The 18,286-nt window shown below is 57.6% G+C and carries 14 protein-coding genes and 1 pseudogene; 7 read left to right on the forward strand and 8 right to left on the reverse strand.

Annotated features, from left to right (window positions below; translation table 11 throughout):
* The first annotated feature begins 42 nt into the window (after positions 1 to 42).
* Together ACQG22_RS11670 and ACQG22_RS11675 are read left to right on the forward strand one after the other, a co-directional pair.
* Positions 43 to 726 carry a copper/silver response regulator transcription factor gene (locus ACQG22_RS11670; protein ID WP_029883300.1) on the forward strand — a complete coding sequence of 228 codons (684 nt, stop codon included), beginning with the start codon at positions 43 to 45 and terminating at the stop codon, positions 724 to 726.
* Positions 716 to 2,173, forward strand: a complete 1,458-nt coding sequence (locus ACQG22_RS11675) for a Cu(+)/Ag(+) sensor histidine kinase (protein WP_038980734.1) — start codon at positions 716 to 718, stop codon at positions 2,171 to 2,173. The genes ACQG22_RS11670 and ACQG22_RS11675 overlap by 11 nt, the downstream gene beginning before the upstream one ends.
* Here ACQG22_RS11675 and ACQG22_RS11680 read toward each other — a convergent pair.
* Entirely contained in the window at positions 2,141 to 3,052 is a 912-nt protein-coding gene (locus tag ACQG22_RS11680) for a LysR family transcriptional regulator (protein ID WP_038419461.1), read from the reverse strand. The genes ACQG22_RS11675 and ACQG22_RS11680 overlap by 33 nt on opposite strands.
* A 117-nt stretch (positions 3,053 to 3,169) precedes the next feature.
* Here ACQG22_RS11680 and ACQG22_RS11685 point away from each other — a divergent pair, with 117 nt between their 5' ends.
* On the forward strand, positions 3,170 to 4,579 hold the full coding sequence (locus ACQG22_RS11685) for an MFS transporter (RefSeq protein WP_369706480.1): 1,410 nt from the start codon (positions 3,170 to 3,172) through the stop codon (positions 4,577 to 4,579).
* A 36-nt stretch (positions 4,580 to 4,615) separates the two neighbouring features.
* Here ACQG22_RS11685 and ACQG22_RS11690 read toward each other — a convergent pair whose 3' ends face one another.
* Genes ACQG22_RS11690 through ACQG22_RS11700 form a run of 3 tightly spaced genes read right to left on the reverse strand, consistent with a single transcriptional unit; the run spans position 4,616 to position 7,340 of the window.
* On the reverse strand, positions 4,616 to 5,611 hold the full coding sequence (locus ACQG22_RS11690; RefSeq protein WP_369706479.1) for a DUF2891 domain-containing protein: 996 nt from the start codon (positions 5,609 to 5,611) through the stop codon (positions 4,616 to 4,618).
* Positions 5,612 to 5,634: 23 nt separating this feature from the next.
* Positions 5,635 to 6,621, reverse strand: a complete 987-nt coding sequence (locus ACQG22_RS11695) for a DUF979 domain-containing protein (RefSeq protein WP_013096574.1) — start codon at positions 6,619 to 6,621, stop codon at positions 5,635 to 5,637.
* Positions 6,618 to 7,340: a DUF969 domain-containing protein gene (locus ACQG22_RS11700; RefSeq protein ID WP_013096573.1), complete on the reverse strand. Its 723-nt coding sequence runs from the start codon at positions 7,338 to 7,340 to the stop codon at positions 6,618 to 6,620. The genes ACQG22_RS11695 and ACQG22_RS11700 overlap by 4 nt, the downstream gene beginning before the upstream one ends.
* Positions 7,341 to 7,555: 215 nt before the next feature.
* Here ACQG22_RS11700 and ACQG22_RS11705 point away from each other — a divergent pair, with 215 nt between their 5' ends.
* The gene (locus ACQG22_RS11705; RefSeq protein ID WP_040022581.1) at positions 7,556 to 8,104 is read left to right on the forward strand and encodes a winged helix DNA-binding protein; all 549 of its coding nucleotides are present in this window, start codon (positions 7,556 to 7,558) and stop codon (positions 8,102 to 8,104) included.
* Positions 8,105 to 8,106: 2 nt separating this feature from the next.
* On the opposite strand, the gene glgX is transcribed toward ACQG22_RS11705, so the two are convergent.
* The 3 genes from glgX to treZ are packed head-to-tail and all read right to left on the reverse strand — an operon-like array spanning position 8,107 to position 14,447.
* The gene (gene glgX / locus ACQG22_RS11710; protein ID WP_029883305.1) at positions 8,107 to 10,182 is read right to left on the reverse strand and encodes a glycogen debranching protein GlgX; all 2,076 of its coding nucleotides are present in this window, start codon (positions 10,180 to 10,182) and stop codon (positions 8,107 to 8,109) included.
* Positions 10,183 to 10,197: 15 nt separating this feature from the next.
* The gene (treY, locus tag ACQG22_RS11715; RefSeq protein WP_369706478.1) at positions 10,198 to 12,666 is read right to left on the reverse strand and encodes a malto-oligosyltrehalose synthase; all 2,469 of its coding nucleotides are present in this window, start codon (positions 12,664 to 12,666) and stop codon (positions 10,198 to 10,200) included.
* Positions 12,663 to 14,447: a malto-oligosyltrehalose trehalohydrolase gene (gene treZ, locus ACQG22_RS11720; protein WP_369706477.1), complete on the reverse strand. Its 1,785-nt coding sequence runs from the start codon at positions 14,445 to 14,447 to the stop codon at positions 12,663 to 12,665. Before treZ ends, treY begins: the two co-directional genes overlap by 4 nt.
* Positions 14,448 to 14,609: 162 nt before the next feature.
* Between treZ and ACQG22_RS11725 the strand changes: the two genes are divergently transcribed.
* From ACQG22_RS11725 to ACQG22_RS11735, 3 genes and pseudogenes are all read left to right on the forward strand, one after another.
* A complete protein-coding gene (locus tag ACQG22_RS11725) occupies positions 14,610 to 15,350 on the forward strand; it encodes a 5'-nucleotidase, lipoprotein e(P4) family (protein WP_213381272.1) in 741 nt (246 codons plus the stop codon).
* A 142-nt stretch (positions 15,351 to 15,492) separates the two neighbouring features.
* Positions 15,493 to 16,479: an MBL fold metallo-hydrolase gene (locus tag ACQG22_RS11730; RefSeq protein ID WP_369706476.1), complete on the forward strand. Its 987-nt coding sequence runs from the start codon at positions 15,493 to 15,495 to the stop codon at positions 16,477 to 16,479.
* A gap of 15 nt (positions 16,480 to 16,494) precedes the next feature.
* Positions 16,495 to 17,405 (forward strand): annotated as a pseudogene (locus tag ACQG22_RS11735) (LysR family transcriptional regulator).
* On the opposite strand, the gene ACQG22_RS11740 reads toward ACQG22_RS11735, so the two are convergent.
* Positions 17,396 to 18,280, reverse strand: coding sequence for a LysR substrate-binding domain-containing protein (locus ACQG22_RS11740; RefSeq protein WP_013096565.1), 885 nt, complete (start codon positions 18,278 to 18,280; stop codon positions 17,396 to 17,398). The pseudogene ACQG22_RS11735 and the gene ACQG22_RS11740 overlap by 10 nt on opposite strands.
* Between the last annotated feature and the right edge of the window lie 6 nt (positions 18,281 to 18,286).

The following is an 18,286-nucleotide window of genomic DNA, read 5'->3' on the forward strand; positions in this document are numbered from 1 at the left end:
GGGTGCAATAGAATGTGCTGAGCAGCCAGTCGGGGAAGCGTGATGAAAATATTGATTGTTGAAGACGAAATTAAAACCGGTGAGTACCTCAGCAAAGGGCTTACGGAAGCGGGGTTTGTGGTGGATCGCGCTGACAACGGCCTGACCGGCTACCATCTCGCCATGACCGCCGATTATGACCTGCTCATTCTGGATATCATGCTTCCTGATGTGAACGGCTGGGATATCATCCGCATGCTCCGCTCTGCCGGAAAGGGAATGCCGGTCCTGTTGCTGTCGGCTCTCGGCACCATTGAACACCGGGTGAAAGGCCTGGAACTGGGGGCGGATGATTACCTGGTTAAGCCCTTTGCCTTTGCTGAGCTGCTCGCCCGGGTCAGAACGCTGTTACGACGCGGCAATACGGTGATCGCCGAGAGCCAGTTTACGGTGGCAGATCTGAGCATCGACCTCGTATCAAGGAAGGTAAACCGCGCCGGAAACCGCATTCTGCTCACCAGCAAGGAGTTCAGCCTGCTGGAGTTTTTTGTTCGCCATCAGGGTGAAGTGCTGCCCCGCTCGCTGATTGCCGCGCAGGTCTGGGATATGAATTTCGACAGCGACACCAACGCGATTGACGTCGCGGTGAAGCGGTTACGCGCCAAAATCGACAACGATTACGAACCGAAGCTGATCCAGACGGTGCGCGGCGTGGGCTATATGCTGGAGGTTCCGGATGCAGAGTAAGCCCGCCAGACGCCCCTTCTCCCTGGCTCTGCGCCTGACGTTCTTTATCAGCCTCTCCACCATTCTGGCTTTTTTCGCGTTTACCTGGTTTATGCTCCACTCCGTTGAAAAGCACTTTGCTGAGCAGGATATCAGCGATCTGCAACAAATCAGCCGCGCCATGCACCGCATACTGCAGTCACCTGCGGATCCGGATGAAAAGAAAATCAGCAAAATCAAAGAGTCGCTGGCCAGCTATCGCAACGTTGCCGTCCTGCTGCTCGATCCCCGTGGCAATGTGCTCTTCAGCTCACAGGGCGAGGCCATCCGGCCAGCGGTGAATACCGCGGATTTCAGCGCCCATCGCCGCGCGCAGGATGTGTTTCTTTGGTCAGTGGAGGATGCTGGCAAGGCGATGCACGCCGGGTCCGACATGAAGATGGAAACATACCGGATTATCGCCTCGTCCGGCACGGCGACATTGCAGGGAAAAGAACAACACTATGTCATGCTGATCGGCCTCTCTATTAATTTTCATCTTCACTACCTTGAGGCGTTGAAAAAGAACCTGATTGCCATCGCGGTGGCGATCAGCCTGCTGATTATTCTGCTCATTCGCATCGCGGTACGTCAGGGACACCTGCCCCTGCGTAACGTCAGCAATGCGATAAAAAATATCACCTCAGAGAATCTGGATGCGAGGCTTGAGCCGTCGCGGGTGCCGGTTGAGCTGGAGCAGCTGGTGATCTCGTTTAACCACATGATTGAAAAAATTGAGGATGTCTTTACCCGTCAGGCAAATTTCTCTGCCGATATCGCCCATGAGATCAGAACCCCGATCACCAATCTGGTAACGCAAACGGAAATTGCGTTAAGCCAGAACCGCTCGCCGAAAGAGCTGGAGGATGTGCTGTACTCCAGCCTTGAAGAGTACAACCGGATGACCCGCATGGTCAGCGATATGCTGTTCCTGGCCCAGGCGGATAATAATCAGCTGATCCCTGACAGGGTAACCTTTGATTTGAGCGCGGAGGTGATAAAAGTCTTTGATTTCTTCGAGGCCTGGGCGGAAGAACGCCATATCACGCTGCGTTTTAACGGCACGCCCTGCCTGATAGACGGCGATCCGCAGATGTTCCGGAGAGCCATCAATAACCTGCTCTCCAATGCCCTGCGCTATACGCCGGACGGAGAAACGGTGACCGTGTCGGTAAGCGAAAAGGAAAATGCGTGCGAGCTGATCGTTGCCAACCCCGGCAAGCCGATCCCTGAGGCACATTTGCCCCGGCTGTTCGACCGCTTTTACCGGGTGGATCCGTCCAGACAGCGAAAAGGCGAAGGCAGCGGGATCGGCCTGGCGATTGTGAAATCCATCATCACCGCGCATCACGGCAACGTGCGTGTGGAATCCGATGCTGTGTCGACCCGTTTTATATTATCGGTGCCGCGACTGATGGCACACCGCTAGCACCTTCTCTCTGAGCCACCGGTGGCCCGGATCCTGTTCCATCCGCGGGTGCCACATCTGCGATACGGTAATGGTCCGGGTGTTGAACGGCAGTTCAAAGATGTGCACGTTCTCGCTCATCGGTTGATTGAGCAGATACAATGCCGGGACCATCGCAATCAGATCGGACGCCAGCGCCACGGATAAGGCCGTCGGAAAACCGGGCACCACGCTGGCGATTTTGCGTTTCATCCCCCGCGCGGCCAGGGCATCATCAACAAAACCGTGTGATGAGCCATTTGGCGCGGTCACCACATGACCCCAGGCGACATAATCCTCAAGGCTGACTGCTGGCAGCGCCGCCAGCGGATGCCCTTTGCGCACCGCGCCTACAAAGCGGTCCTCAAAGAGCCGCTGCAGACGAATTTCGGGCCCCATGTTGCTCTGCACACCAATTTCCAGGTCAACCAGCCCCTCCCGCAGATAACGCGACGTTTTCTCCGGTTTTGGGGCAAAGCGGATGCAGACATCCGGCGCTGCTTCCGCAACGGCCGCAATCAGCAACGGGCCAAACGCCACCACAAAGCCATCATTGGCTCTGACGGTAAACACCCGTTCAAGATTTTCTGCCCGGAAGGTGTCCGTTGAAGGCTGTAGCACCGCCCTTGCCTCATGCAGCGCATGTCGGGCGCGATCCCGGGTGGCTTCGGCCCACGGAGTCAGCACCATCTGACGCCCGGCCCGCACCAGAATCGGATCGCCGGTGACCTCACGAAGCCTGCTCAGCGTGCGGCTCATGGCTGAGGTGCTCAGGTTAAGACGCCGCGCCGCCCCCGCCACGCTGGCTTCAGCCAGCAGGATGTCGAGTGCGACAAGCAAGTTGAAATCAGGATCGGTCACAAAACCTCCTCATACAGGGCGTTTGATGCAACGTATAAGTGCAAATGCTGCGTCTTCCGCCCTGTATAACCCATTACTATAGTGTCGTCATCAACATTCTTGCCTGGAGATAACACGATGACGCTCTTTTCAAACCAACCCGGCGACGAAGGGTTACCGGGACATGAACGCGCCCGGGTGATGGCTGCAGTGATGACCACCACGTTGATGGGCGTCTTCGATGGCACCATGATCAACATTGCCCTGCCATCAATGGCCAGCGCGATGCAGGTGCCCGCGAATGTCGCAGTCTGGTTCGCCAACGGTTACCTGCTGTCTGCGGCAATGACGTTAGCCATCTTCGCCGCACTCGCCGCGCGGGTGGGTTACCGCCCGGTGTTTCTGGCAGGACTGGCTACGTTTACCCTGACCTCGCTCGGCTGCGCGCTGGCAACAACGCCGGAAATGCTGATCGGGATGCGTATTTTGCAGGGTATCGGCGGCGCGGCCACGCTGAGTATTGCCCCGGCGATCCTGCGCTCGGTATTCCCGGGACGGCTGCTTGGCCGCATTCTGGGGTTACACGCCCTCCTTATCGCCGCCAGCACCGCCATTGCGCCGGTGCTGGGCGGAACAATACTCGACGTACTGAGCTGGCAATGGCTGTTCGCGATCAACATTATGCCCGGTACCGTTGCCCTGATGCTGGCCTGGAAAGCGCTGCCGCGGGCGACGGCCTCTGATACGTCCCCGTTCGACGTGCCCGGTGCCCTGCTGTCCGTGATCCTGCTGGGGTCAATGATCATGGCGGCAAACAGCGTAGAGAATAGAGCGCACGCCATCAGCACCGTTTGCTGGGCATTTGTCGCTACGGTCAGCCTCATCGCTTTTGTCTGGCATATCCGCCGTGCCCGGAGCCCCATCCTGCCACCGGTGATATTCAGCAACGGACGGTTTACCCTCGCCGCGCTAACCTCGCTGGCCTCGTTTGTGAGTCAGGGCATTACCTTTATCGCGCTGCCGTTTCTGTTTCAGAGCGTGTACGGCTATAGCCCGGCGATCTCCGCTTTACTGTTCACCCCCTGGCCGATAGGTATCGTACTCATTGCGCCGCACGCGGGCCGTTGGGCAGACACGATCTCCGCCCCGTTGATCTCCACGCTTGGACTGATGATTTTTGTCGTTGGGTTGATTTTGCTGGCGACGCTGCCTGCCCGCCCTTCTGCCTGGGATATCTGCCTCAGGAGCCTGGTGTGCGGCATCGGCTTTGGCTGTTTCCAGAGCCCCAATAACCGTGAAATGCTCTCTAACGTTGCCCGGGAGTACGCCAGCTATGCATCCGGGGTGTTGTCCATCGTCAGAACGTTCGGCCAGTGTCTCGGTGCCGCCGTGGTGGGAGTTTTGCTGGCTGCGACCACAGGGTCAGATCATCAAATGCTGGATGACGGTGCCGTTCATATTGCGCTGTGGATCGCGGTGATCGCGTCAACTACGTCAGTATTATTTAGCGTTAGCCGACTGCGTCGCGCGCGACAGGCTACGGCATAAATGCCAGGGCAGCGTCCTGCGACGCTGCCCCCATATTTACTCCAGCGCCAGCAGCGCAAAACTCGCCAGCCAGTGCCCACCGCTGTAGTGGCTGCCGACAACATGCTCGACGCTCGCCGTCAGGTGTTTCGCCACCGCATCACGCAGCGCCTGCTGCGCCGGATGATCCTCCGGCAGCGCACTGGCAATATGTTTCATGCACCAGGCGCGGCTGAGGTTTAATCCGTCCAGATGCGCAATTTTGGGGTCGGTACGGTCGCTCACTTCTGCCGGGTTCATCAGCGCAGAAACAGCCCCGATATTCGGCAGAAACGCGTCGAACCAGGCCGGGAAATTCTCCGCGACCTTGCTCATCAGCAGAGCCTCTGTCAGCGCGCCGGATACATACTCATCACCACCCGGTTCATAGTGAGCCGGATACTGGGTATCCGCGTGATAAAACCGCGTCGCCGCCCCCAGAATGGCACTCTCCAGCGCGTTATCTTCCACCGCCCGGGCGTAATCGATCCCCAGCGCGAGGGCAAACGCGGTGTTGTAATGCGTGCCAACCCGAATCGGGTACGTCAGCTTACTGAGGTAATCCACCAGACGGTTGCGAATGTCCTGCGTTAACGGCGCAAGCGTCTGATACCAGCCTGCCGCCTGCGGCAGCGATGACTGTTTCAGCTCCTGGGCCAGTGCCAGCAGCCAGCCATAGCCATACGGACGCTCGAACGAGGCGCGGAACGGCGCGTTGAAATAGGCCAGCTCCTGTGCCACGTTTTCTGGCGTGAGATGGTCGGCAAGCAGCGTGATAATGTCATCCCGGCACGACAGTTCCGGGTAGAGGCGCAGGCAGCGCAGCAGCAGCCAGTAGCCGTGTACCGCCGAGTGCCAGTCAAAACAGCCATAAAAAATGGGATGCAGTTCGCGCGGCGGCAGGACGTCCCCGTCATCATTGAGCAGATGCATAATGTGGTTCGGGTATTCCTGGCGCAGATAGGTCAAAGGCATTCTGGCAAAAGCATCAGCCTGGTGTTGCGTTAATTCCATCACAGCTCCTTAGGTTGCCACGCTTAGCGAAACACGAGGAAATACATTAAGAACACGTTGACCACCAGCAGGGTTAACGCGGTCGGGATCTGGATCTTAATGACCTGATATTTGTCTTTCAGCTCCAGTAACGCGGCGGGAACGATGTTGAAGTTCGCCGCCATCGGCGTCATCAGCGTGCCGCAATAGCCTGCGTACATACCAATCGCCAGCAGCGGTGCCGGATTACCGTGATGCACGTGGATCAGAAACGGTAAGGCGATACCGGCGCTCAGCACCGGGAAGGCCGCAAAGGCGTTACCCATGATCATGGTGAACAGCGCCATGCCGACGCAGTAAATCACCACCAGCATAAAGCGGCTGTCCGGGTTCACAAACAGGCTGACCACCTTCTGCACGGAGTTGCCGGTATTGGCCACCACAAAAACCCCGCCCAGCATGGCCAGCATCTGCGGCAGGATCACCGCCCAGCCAATGGTATCCACCAGGCGGCGAGACTGACGGACGGCATGCAGCGGCGTACCTTTTGTCAGCCACCAGCCGGTAAGGATGGCCGCCACACAGGCCACGCACAGCGCCGCCAGCGTGAGCTGTTTTTGATCGAGCAGGTAAACCCCGCCAATCGACACCCCTTTCAGGAACAGCGTGCCGATAACCGTCACAACCGGGATCATCAGGGCCGGTAAAAACAGCCAGTTTTTCAGCCGGTTTGAGGAGGCAATACGCTCGGGCTCGCTGGCCATCTTGTACTGCCCTTTACCGACCAGCCCAAAGCCTGCCAGAAGGGCAATTACAATCACGGCGCCGCCAATGATCCGGTACGCCAGCGAGCGGCCCAGCTCCTGCACCATCAGGTCACCGAACAGGAAGATCCCACCGAACAGAAACCAGAACAGTGCCGTGGTAAAACGTTTGGGGTTGGCGCGATCGCGCAGGGTCATGACCACCAGCAGCATCACGACAAAGCCAATCAGGTAGTACACGCGGTTAATGGTGAGCAGCGTCATCATGGCGCGATCTCCTGCGTTCCCTGCCCGGCTTTCCAGGCCATCACGTCACGACGGATGCTGGCATCCAGGCGCAGCAGACGCGTCATATGAATAATCAATGCCGCAATCGCCGTCGGGATCGCCCAAAGGCCGATATGCAGCGGTTCAATCCCCTGAATACCGTTCTCCTTCAGGAAGGCGTCGATCAACAGCACCGCCCCGAAGGCGATAAAGATATCCTCGCCAAAGAACACCGCGATATTGTCGCACGCGGCGGCATGGGCTTTGATTTTGTCGCGAATATGCTGGGGCAGTTCGCCGTATTCGTTCAGCGCCGCCCCTTCGGCCATCGGTGCCAGCAGCGGACGCACCGTCTGGGCATGACCGCCCAGCGACATCAGCCCCAGCGCGGCCGTCCCCTCGCGGGCGACAAAATAGATCATCAGAATACGCGCCGAAGTGGCGCTGGCGATCTTCGCCACCCACGCCTGTGCGCGCTCTTTTAGACCGTAATATTCCAGCAGACCAATAACCGGCAGGATCAGAATGAATGTGGCCAGAGAGCGACTGTTGACGAACTTCTCGCCGAAGGTTTCCAGCAGCATGCCGAAATCCATCCCAACCAGCAGACCCGTCGTCAGCCCCGCTACCACGACCACCAGTAGCGGGTTGAAGCGCAGGGCAAAACCAATAACCACCACCGGGATCCCGATAAGCGGCAACAGTGTAGAACCGTCCATAAACGTTACCCTATCCAAAGTGAGCGTTGCGCGCCGACGGCTATTTTTTTAATTTGCGGCGAGCGATGTTGTGTTTTCCGTCAGGCTTCGAAAACCTGCGTTAAAAAGCTATATCTGAACCGCAAAAACATGTAAACAATTTATCAATAAAATGTTCTTATTTTATCGATGAGTTTACATTTCCGGGCAACAGCCACACTCCCGTAAGGAACGTTATGACCCTGAAGAAAAGTGCTGCATCAATGAATCACGACGACATTAACGACGGCCGGATCGTCTCCTCCCGCCATCTGGTTTCCGAGCGCTGCGCGGAGCTATCGGAGCTGGAGTACGCGCTGATCATGACCAGTAACGCGTTCAATAAATGGATGGTGCGCTGCATGGCCGCGGCCGGTGAGCCGGATATGGGGGCCTTTGACGTCTCGCTTTTACATCATGTGAATCACCGCAATCGCAAGAAGAAGCTGGCCGATATCTGTTTTGTACTCAACGTGGAAGACACCCACGTGGTGACCTATGCGTTGAAAAAGCTGGTCAAGGCGGGCTACGTCACCAGTGAAAAGGCAGGAAAAGAGCTTTTCTTCTCCACCACCGAGGCGGGAAAAGCACTGTGCATGAAATACCGGGATGTGCGCGAAGCGTGTCTGATCAACATACATGCCGAAAGCGGGATTTCGGGTGCCGCTATCGGTGACACCGCCCAGCTGCTGCGCACCATTTCATCCCTCTATGACACCGCCGCACGGGCGGCGGCATCACTTTGACATCACGGGCGTCTGAAGAGAGTAATACTGCGCCCCGCCAGTTCGTAATCCACGGTCCGGGTGATGACCTCGCCCGTGGCAACCTCCCCAGCCGTGGAGAGCTCCAGCACCCAGCCTCCTTCACCAAACTGCGGGATCTGGAACGACACGGCACCTTCGAACGGGTTGAACAGCATCAGCACGTCGTGCCAGATCCCCTCCTCCTGGATAAGATCGGGCCGGCTGATGGAGACGCCGATTGTCGAGCCTTCCTCCCATTGCTCAGACTGCTGCGGTCCTCCTCCGGCGTTAAACCAGCGGATCTCAAGACCGTCTCGCCAGCTCTCCCGGCGCAGCAGCGGCTGTTTCGCCCGAAGCGCAATCAGGTGCCGGGTAAACTCGCGCAGCGCGACGTCGTTTTCTGACAACCCTTTCCAGTTGATCCAGGAGATCTCGCTGTCCTGGCAATAGCCGTTGTTGTTCCCTTTTTGCGTCCGGCCAAACTCATCCCCGGCCAGCAGCATCGGTGTACCGTGGGAGAACAACAGCGTGGTGAGGAAGTTCCGTTTCTGCCGTTCACGGGTGGCAATAATGTCGGGGTTCTCGGTCGGGCCTTCCTCGCCATAGTTATACGCGCGGTTATCGTTATGCCCGTCGTTGTTCTCTTCACCATTATCGGCGTTGTGTTTCTCGTTGTACGACACCAGATCGTTCAGCGTGAAGCCGTCATGCGCGGTAATAAAGTTGACGCTGGCCCACGGGCGACGCCCGCGTAAATCATAGAGATCGCCCGAGCCCAGCAGGCGGGCGGCAAAATCAGTGGGAACGTTATCGCCCCGCCAGTATTCGCGAACGGTATCGCGATATTTGTCGTTCCACTCGCCCCAGCCGGGCGGGAAGCCGCCCACCTGATAGCCGCCGGGGCCGATATCCCAGGGCTCACCGATGAGCTTGAGTTTTGATAAAACCGGATCCTGGGTCATGGCATCAAAGAAGCCGCCGCGCGGATCGAACCCTTCTGGCTCGCGCCCCAGTATCGTGCCCAGATCGAAGCGAAAACCGTCGATATGCATCGATTCCGCCCAGTAGCGCAGCGAATCCATGATCATCTGCAGCACACGCGGGTGTGAGGTGTTCACCGTATTCCCCGTGCCGGTGTCATTGATGTAATAGCGATGCTGATCCGGCAAGGTGCGGTAATAGCTGTAGTTATCGATACCCTTGAACGAGAGCGTCGGGCCAAGCTCGTTGCCCTCTGCCGTGTGGTTATAGACCACATCCAGAATCACCTCGATACCCGCGTCATGGTAGGCGCGGACCATATCGCGAAAACCCTGGATCCCCGCCGGGCCGTAATAACGTGACGCGGGCGCAAAAAAGCCCAGCGTGTTATAGCCCCAGAAATTCTTCAGGCCGCGGTCTAGCAGGTGCTGATCGTCCGGAAACCAGTGAACCGGCAGCAGCTCGACGGCGGTGATACCCAGACTTTTGATGTAATCGACCGAGGCTTTATGCCCCATGCCTTCAAAGGTGCCGCGCAGCTCGGGCGGTATCGCCGGGTTGAGCTGGGTAAAGCCTTTCACATGGCTCTCATAGACCACGGTATGCGGCCAGGGGATCGCTGGCCGCTGATGGTCCTGCCAGTCAAACGCATTCGGATCGATGACCCTGCATTTTGGGGTGAACGGCGCGCTGTCCCGCGTGTCAAAGCTCAGATCCAGCGCATCATGACCCAGTTCGTAGCCAAAATGAGCATCATTCCAGTCGATATCGCCCACCAGTTCACGAGCATAGGGATCGATGAGCAGCTTATGCGGGTTAAAGCGATGCCCGTTTTCCGGGTCATACGGCCCGTAGACGCGATAGCCATACAGCGCGCCGGGCTGGAGGTCGGGCACATAGCCGTGCCAGATCTCGTGGGTATATTCCGGCAGCTCCAGACGGGCGATTTCCGTTTTACCGGAGGGGTCAAACAGACAGAGCTCCACCCGCTCGGCGTGAGCTGAAAAAAGCGCGAAGTTAACCCCTTTCCCGTCATAATTTGCACCCAGCTGCTGGCCATGACCGGCCCGTATGTCAAACGTATTTTCCTTTGCCATTTTCGTTCTCCACGATTATTCGCAGGTAAGCAGAACTAACAAACTTCCTGTTTCAGACGTTAAATCCAGCGTCTCCCGCAGCGCCCGACGTTCACCGGTAAACAGATCCCGGTAGCGTTTCCCGGAAAGCTCTTCGGGGATGACGACCGAAGTGTTGGCCCACAGCGTTTCGTTTGTGGGGGTAGCAAAAACCAGACGCGGTACGGCAACAATCAGCGCCTCCCCGTCCTTCACGCGCGCGTAGACAATCAGGTTTTCCTCGCGCTCGCCGCTGACCTTCAGCGGCAGCCAGTCGCCGTACTGGAAGAGCGATAAATAGTGCTGCCGGACGCGTAACAGCGTGGCGGTGACATACTGCTTCACCCTGCCGTTTCGCCACTGCTGTTCGTCGGCAAAGAGCTTTGCGTCGGCGCTGCTCAGGTTTTGCCTCAGCGTGGCGAAATCCGGCTCCAGCCGGTTATCCGGGTCGACCAGGCTAAAATTAAGCGCCTCGCTTCCCTGATAGATATCCGGTACGCCCGGCGCCGTCAGTTTGATCACCGTCTGGCTCAGGCTGTTCATCAGCCCGGCGCGGATAAAGGGTTGCAGGGAGGACGAGAAATCATGCAGGAACAGCGTGTTCTCAGGGGACAGCAAGTGCCGGACGTAATTCAGCACCACGCTCTCATAGCCCTCATTGCTGTCGATCCAGTCGGTACGCTGTTTGGCCTCGCGCAGGGCTTTCTCAATAAACCCGAGGAAACGCGCTTCGAGAGACTTCAGCCCTTCACCATCGTCAGGCAACAACGTTGCAGGCCAGACGCCCGCCAGCGCCTGGTAGATCATCCAGGTATCGGCCGCGTTTGGCGCGGTACCGTCATTGAGAAAACGCACCTGGGTCTGGTTCATCTGCCGCCAGCGCGCCAGATTTTCGCCCCACTGTTCCGGGGCTTCCGTCAGGGTGTAGAGGCGTGCCCGCGCGTCTTCCCCGCGCTTGGTGTCGTGCGTGGAGGTCCCCAGCAGCGCATCGGGCTGACGGGCCAGACGGATGCGCATCTCCTGGTGAAAGCGGGATAACGAGAACGCGCGTGGGGTGGGATCGGCCCCCACTTCGTTCAGGGCGAGCTCGAGGTTATGGCGGAAAAAGAGCGTATCTTCCACCGATTTCGCCATCAGCGGCCCGGTAAGCTGCTGGAAGCGGGTTCTGAACAGCGAGGCCGCATCGCGGCTGCTGGCGTCCAGGTCGCCGGTGAGGATCCTCACCAACAGGCTTAACGCCGGTTCCGGTGCGTCGACGCTGGCAACAACGCGGTTCAACAGCGCGACATCCGGGGCGGTTAACCCGTCAGTGGTGCCGTAGGTGCGGTAGACCGGAAACGCAATCAGCAGTTCGCGCAACGTGTAACGTATGTCGTCCTGCGGTACGTCAATGCCGTTGCATCGGGCAAGGTCGGTGGCAATGTTAAGCAGCGTGGTGAATTCACCCTCAAAATTGCGATCGGTCATCAGCCCTTTAGCGTTGCGAAGTTCCGCATGGCGATCGACCGTCACGCCCAGCGTCTCGTCGTGGATTTTTTCAAGCCGCCCGAGGTTATTATCGTCGACCAGCACTTCGGCCAGCGAGGCGATAAACTCATATCCGGTGGTGCCGGAGACCGGCCATTCCACAGGCAGTTGTTCCCCTTTGGCGAGAATTTTTTCCACCGTGATATAACAGTCGGGACCGGTTGCCTGCCGTAACCGCTGCAGGTAACCCAGCGGGTCGGCCAGCCCGTCGATATGGTCAATGCGCAACCCGTCGACAATGCCGGTATGCACGAGCTCGAGGATCAGGCGATGCGTATCCTGAAACACCCCCTCGTCTTCCACTCTGACGCCCACCAGGCCGGTAATTTCAAAAAAGCGCCGCCATGAGAGCTGTTTCGGCGCTTCCCGCCAGGACATCAGCCGCCAGCTCTGCGCCTCGTGGATCGCCTCGATGCTTTTCTCCGCAGCCCATGTTCCGGGGTTAAGCGGATAGGCTGTGTCATAGTAGACCAGCGCGGCCTCACCGGTGACACTGTCACGTTTCAGAGCAATTGCCCCCTTCTCCAGCTCGGCCTCAAAGGTGTCGCCAAGGAACGGCAGCGTCAGCGGGCGCGACCAGTCAATATCAAAATAGTGCGCGTAACGGCTTTGCTGACCAAACGCGATAACGTCCCGCCACCAGCGGTTTTCCAGCGAGGTCGACATATGGTTAGGGACGATGTCCAGAATGAGCCCCATTCCCGCCTGCCTGAGTGCCGCCGTCATGCGGTCGAAACCGGCGCGCCCGCCAATGGCGGGATCGATTTCGTTAGGATCGGTGACGTCATAACCGTGGGTTGAACCGGTGGTGGCGGTAAATATCGGTGAGGCATAGAGATGGCTGATCCCGAGGTCTTTAAGGTATGGCACCAGCTCCACCACGCGGTCAAAGGTCATGCCATTGCGGAACTGTATTCGGTATGTGGCACAAGGGATCATGATGCGTCTCCATCTGCAAAACGAACGACAATGCTGTTCGGCACTAACACCTCAGCGGCCTCCGGCCAGCTAAAGAGCGTTTCGCCTGCCAGCGCAGGAACGTCAACGGGCTTATTACCGATATTCAGCGCCAGCGACAACGTGCCCGTCGGGAAAGACCAGCTCACCGCCACCATACCCGGAGCGGTCTTAACGATTTTGCCCTCAACGGTGCCGCCAGGGCGAAGTAACGGCACAAGATAGCGATGCCGCAGAACCAGCAGGCTTCGCGTGAAGCGCAGCCAGGATTTACCCTGCGCAGTCGTCAGGTTGTGCCAGTCCAGTTTTGAGCGGGCAAAAGTCTGCTCGTCATTCGGATCCGGTACATCGCCATCGTGTCCGCTGTGGCCGGTAAACTCTTTTGCCCGCCCTTCCCGCACGGCTTTCGCCAGATCGCCATGAAAATCCGTAAAGAACAGGAACGGGTTGGTTTCGCCATACTCTTCGCCCATAAACAGCAGCGGGATATGGGGTGACAGCAGCAGCGCGGCGAGCAGAACGCGGGTTTTATCCGCGCCCGCAAGGGTAATAAGCCGTTCGCCCTGGGCGCGGTTACCGGTTTGATCGTGGTTTTGAATAAAATCGACAAAGAAGGTCGGCGGCTGGGTGTGGCATTCCACCCCGCGTGAGTGTCCGGTCTGCAAAGAGACCTCACCCTGATAGACAAATCCTTCTGCGAGCGCTCTGGCGAATTTTTTTTCCGGTTCGAAGGCAAAATCCTGATAGTAGGCATGCGTTTCGCCGGTGGCAAAGACGTGGGCGGCGTTGTGGAAATCATCATTCCACTCGGCGGTAAACAGCGGCGTGGCTCCCTTCTCATCCCGAGGATGCAGGAAAATCACGTTACGGCTGTCCTCGGTGGTGAGATGGATATGACGATCCGGGAGCGCTTCGCGGATCGTTTCCGCGATCTGCTGAAGAATATGTTTCGACGCCGTATCTTTAATCTGGTCGATGGCATCAAACCGTAAGCCATCCAGACGGTATTCGGTCAGCCAGAACAGGGGCGCGTCAAGAATGTAGTGTCTGACCGGCTCCCGTTCATAGGCGATACCGTTACCCCACGGCGTCATTCTCTGCGCATCAAAAAACGCGGGTGACAGCAAGGGTAAGTAGTTTCCTTCCGGGCCGAAATGGTTGAGTACGATATCCAGCACGACAGAAAGGCCCAGGCCGTGCGCCGCATCGATGAACGCGTGAAAATCCTCCGGCGTGCCATAGGCGGAGTGCGGGGCATACAGCAATACGCCGTCATAGCCCCAGCCGCGGCTGCCGCCGAACTGTGAAACCGGCATAACTTCAAGCTGGGTGATGCCGAGTTCAGCCAGATACGGCAGCTTGTCGATAGCCGCCCGGAAGGTGCCCTGCGGCGTAAAGGTGCCAATATGCAGTTCGTAAATCACCGTCTCTTCCCACGGTCGCCCTGCCCAGTCTGGGTTGATGGGCTGATAGCGGCCGGGGTCAATCACCACGGAGGGGCCATTAACGTCCCCTTTCTGCGCCCGCGATGCGGGGTCAGGTACCGCCATGCCGTCCTGTAAAACGAACTGATACTCGGTGCCATGCGTCACGCCAGGTACGTCAATCTGGAACCAGCCGTTCCCGACCGCCGTCATGGGCAGATCGCGTTCTGCCAGACGTAGCGTAAGTTGTTGTTGTCCCTCAGCCCAGACGCGAAAACGTACAACGTCACTGGAAATAAACTCAGCACCCCACTGCTTTTGAAATGTCCTGAATTCCATTCATTGTCCTCGAATGACCCACATTTTACGCGGAATGAAGTACAAGCTTAGTTCAGGATCGAAAGCACGTTTCAACAGAGCCCCAACGTGCAACCGTCATTTTTCTGTCACTTAAATTCATTACGCTTTCGTCATTTTGACAAGGGTGTTAAGGAAACAATAATGAATTCAATAGCTAAGGCATTACTGGTGGCAGTACCGATGTTGAGCGCAACCGCTACCGCGGCAAATAATGAACTGTGTGAACCAAAAGCCTACGAAATGGCGCTGCGCTACCAGCAGAAGTCAGCTGAAATCATGGCGCTTCAGCTGCAGACGTACCGTTTTGCCACCGGCCGTTTTGACGAGAAAGTGAAAGATCTGAAAACGCCAGAAAATTACGCGGTGGTCATGGATCTGGATGAAACCGTGCTCGACAACACCCCGCTGCTGGTGCGCGACATGGAACAGTGCCATGACTACACCCAATGGGATACCTGGAGCGACTGGGAAAAACAGGGAAAACCCGGCCTGATCCCCGGCGCGAAGGCGTTTCTTGAGCATGTGAATCAAAGCAAGGTGCGTATCTACTATGTCTCTGACCGCATGCAGGAAAATAAAGCAGATACCATCAACACGTTAAAATCCCTTGGTCTGCCGCAGGTCTCGGACGACAGCGTGCTTCTGGATACGGTGAGTAAAGAAGAGCGCCGCCTGAGCATCCTTAAAAAGCAACAGATCATTATGTTGTTTGGCGACAGCCTGCCGGATTTCGCCGTGCAGTTTAAAAACAAAAAACCGAGTGAGCAGCAGCGCGAGCTGGTTGAGGCAAGCGCAGAGCATTTTGGCAATGACTGGATTGTGCTGCCTAATGCCGCTTATGGCTCATGGTCTAAAGCCACGCCGGACAGCTGGAAGCCTTAACAATCTGCCCGCCGGGCACGGTATTGCCGTTGCCCGGCCACCCCACTGAGCTATCCATCCCATTTATAGGTCCTATCACTTTTGAGCGGGTTCTTAAATTTTGATGCATAAGTAAGATGAGGACTTTCTAAAGGAGATCATCATGCTTACTGTCAAGAAACTTGCCCTCTCTACGCTCATCACCAGTTCACTGCTCTTCTACCCTGCGCTGCACTCCCTGGCAGAGACGCCTCAGCACGTGGTGAAACAACCGGCGGGCGGTTACAGCGTTCAGGTGGGCGACGTGCTGGTTACGTCGTTTACGGACGGCAGCGTCGCGCAGGATCTGCACACGCTATTGCGCCGGACCACAGAGCAAAAAACCGATGCGTTACTGGCGAAAAATTTCCAGGCTAACCCGGTTGAGGTCTCCATTAACGCCTTTCTGATTGCGCTGCCGGGACACAAAATTCTGGTCGATACCGGTTCCGGCCAGCTTTTTGGTCCGGGCAACGGCGGGCGTTTAATCGAGAGCCTGGCAACGCAGGGGATCAAACCGCAGGACATCACGGAAATCTTACTGACGCACGCGCATTCCGATCATTCCGGTGGCCTGATAAAGGACGGTAAGGCGGTATTTACCAACGCCCGCGTGTTCGTGGGGAAACCGGATATCGACTTTTTCTTCAATGAAGAGAATCAGAAAAAAACCGGTTACGACCAGAACTACTTTGATGTGGCACATAAGACCTTAAAACCGTACCTTGATGCCGGCAAAGTGGTGCCGTTTACCGGTACATCAGCGCTGCTGCCGGGTATTACCGGAACGGTTCACCCCGGCCATACACCGGGCTCGGCCTTCTATACGCTGGAGAGTAAAGGCGAGAAAATTACCTTCGTGGGCGACATTATCCACGTCGCTGCGGTACAGTTCCCGCAGCCTGATGTGACCATCGCCTACGATGAAGATCAGGACGGAGCAGCCCGTGTGCGTAAGCAGGCCTTTGACGACTTTGTCAAAAACAGAGATCTGGTTGCCGCGCCACACCTGCCGTTCCCCGGTATCGGTTATGTCACCAAAGGCGAACGCGCGGGCTATGCCTGGGTTCCGGTTACCTATACCAACCGGGACGCCAGCACAGCTAAATAAACAACGGAAAACAACATGACGCCATTTTCAGACCTGGATATTGACCTGATATTGACGTTGGATGCACTGCTCACCGACCGGAACATCACGCACGCCGCCGCACGTCTGGGGGTCAGCCAGCCCGCGCTGTCAGCCCGTCTTTCGCGCCTGCGTGCCATTTTTGGCGAGCCATTGTTTATCCCTTCCCCACATGGACGTGGGGTGTTGCCCACACCCCGAGCCGAGGCGCTGAGGCCTCAGGTCGCGGCCGTTCTGCGTGGCATCAGCGCGATGCTTGCCCCCACCGGGTTTAACCCCCGCGAGAGCAATCGCACGTTCGTCATTGCCCTGCATGAAAACCCGGCCCTGATACTTGGGGCTGAACTGCTGAATCACATCAGACGTGAAGCGCCGGGGATCCGCCTGCGTTTCGCCCTGCCGGAGTGGGTGAACCTGCCCCAGCAGCTGGAAAGCGGAGACGTTGATATTTACATCGGCGTGAGTGCGGGCGCGCACGATGGCTGGGTCAGACGCAAACTGTTTGAAGACGCGTTTGCTACCGCCCAGCGCAAGGGCATCCTCGCGGTACGGGGCCGCTGGATCTGGCGCAGTATTGCGCCCTCTCTCATCTGGTGGTCTCCTCCCAGGGCGATCCATTTACCGGCTTTGTCGACCAGACGCTGGCCGGGCTGGGATATCAGCGCAACGTGGTGATGTCCACGCAAAGCTATGCCATGGCACCACCTCTGGTGGCGGGGACTGACCTGATTTGCACCTTACCGGGACGCATGTTGCAGCAGTTCGCCACCACGCTCGATATTTTCCCGCCCCCGCTGCCACTCCAGCCGATCGCCATCAGCATGTTCTGGCATCCTAAAAACAGTCAGGACACGGCGAACGCCTGGCTGCGCGAACAACTGCTGCTGGCCGCCGGGCGTCAACCCTGAGCAACGGTGGTGAGGAATTTTTTTAAGACTTCAGAACGAATGATTCGGTGACAAACCAGCGTCAGTTCGCTCTCCCTGAGCCGATCAATAATGTCGACGTAAACCACATTCCCGACGCTCACCGCCCTTGCTGAGGCGGGCAAGAGCGCAATACCAAATCCCGCCGCGACAAGGCTGATGACGGTGGGCACGTCGGTGGCATTCTGCACCACCTCCGGCTGGAAACCCGCACCGTTACAGGCGTCATAGAAATATTGTTCCAGCCCCATGCCTTGCGGATCGCGCAGCGAGATCCACTTTTCGTCCTTCACGGATGAAAGCGTCAGTGCGGATGACGTGGCCAGGGGGTGTTGGCGAGGCAGTGCCAGCACCGTTTTCTCTGAGGTAAAGGGGCGAGATTGCAGATCGTCAGGTAACGCAGGCAGCGGAGCCCGGATAATCGCCACGTCCAGCTGGTTGGTCTGCACGGCTTCGTAAAGCGTCTGCACGTTCCCGGTCATCAGCGAAATGGCAATCGCGGGCCAGTTCTCGTGCAGCTGGCGCAGCGTAGCAGGCAGCTTACCGTCGAACATCGCACTCGATACACATCCCAGATTCAACACCCCCTGTTCGCCACGAGCGGTTTGTCTGGCGTCCAGCACGGCCTGCTCGGTCATCGCAATTGCCAGCCGGGCTTTGACCAGAAACGCGTCACCGGCAGGCGTCAGGGTTAAGCGACGATGTGCCCGGCTAAACAGTGTGACGCCCAGACGCGCCTCCAGCGCTTTAATCTGCTGACTCAGCGCAGGTTGCGCCATGTTCAGGCGCTCCGCGGCGCGGTGCATATGGAGCTCTTCGGCTACCACCAGAAAATTACGCATCAGACGAAATTGCATGATGAA

Origin of the sequence: Enterobacter cloacae complex sp. 309I3 (genome assembly GCF_050031595.1) — a bacterium.
GTDB lineage: Bacteria > Pseudomonadota > Gammaproteobacteria > Enterobacterales > Enterobacteriaceae > Enterobacter > Enterobacter cloacae.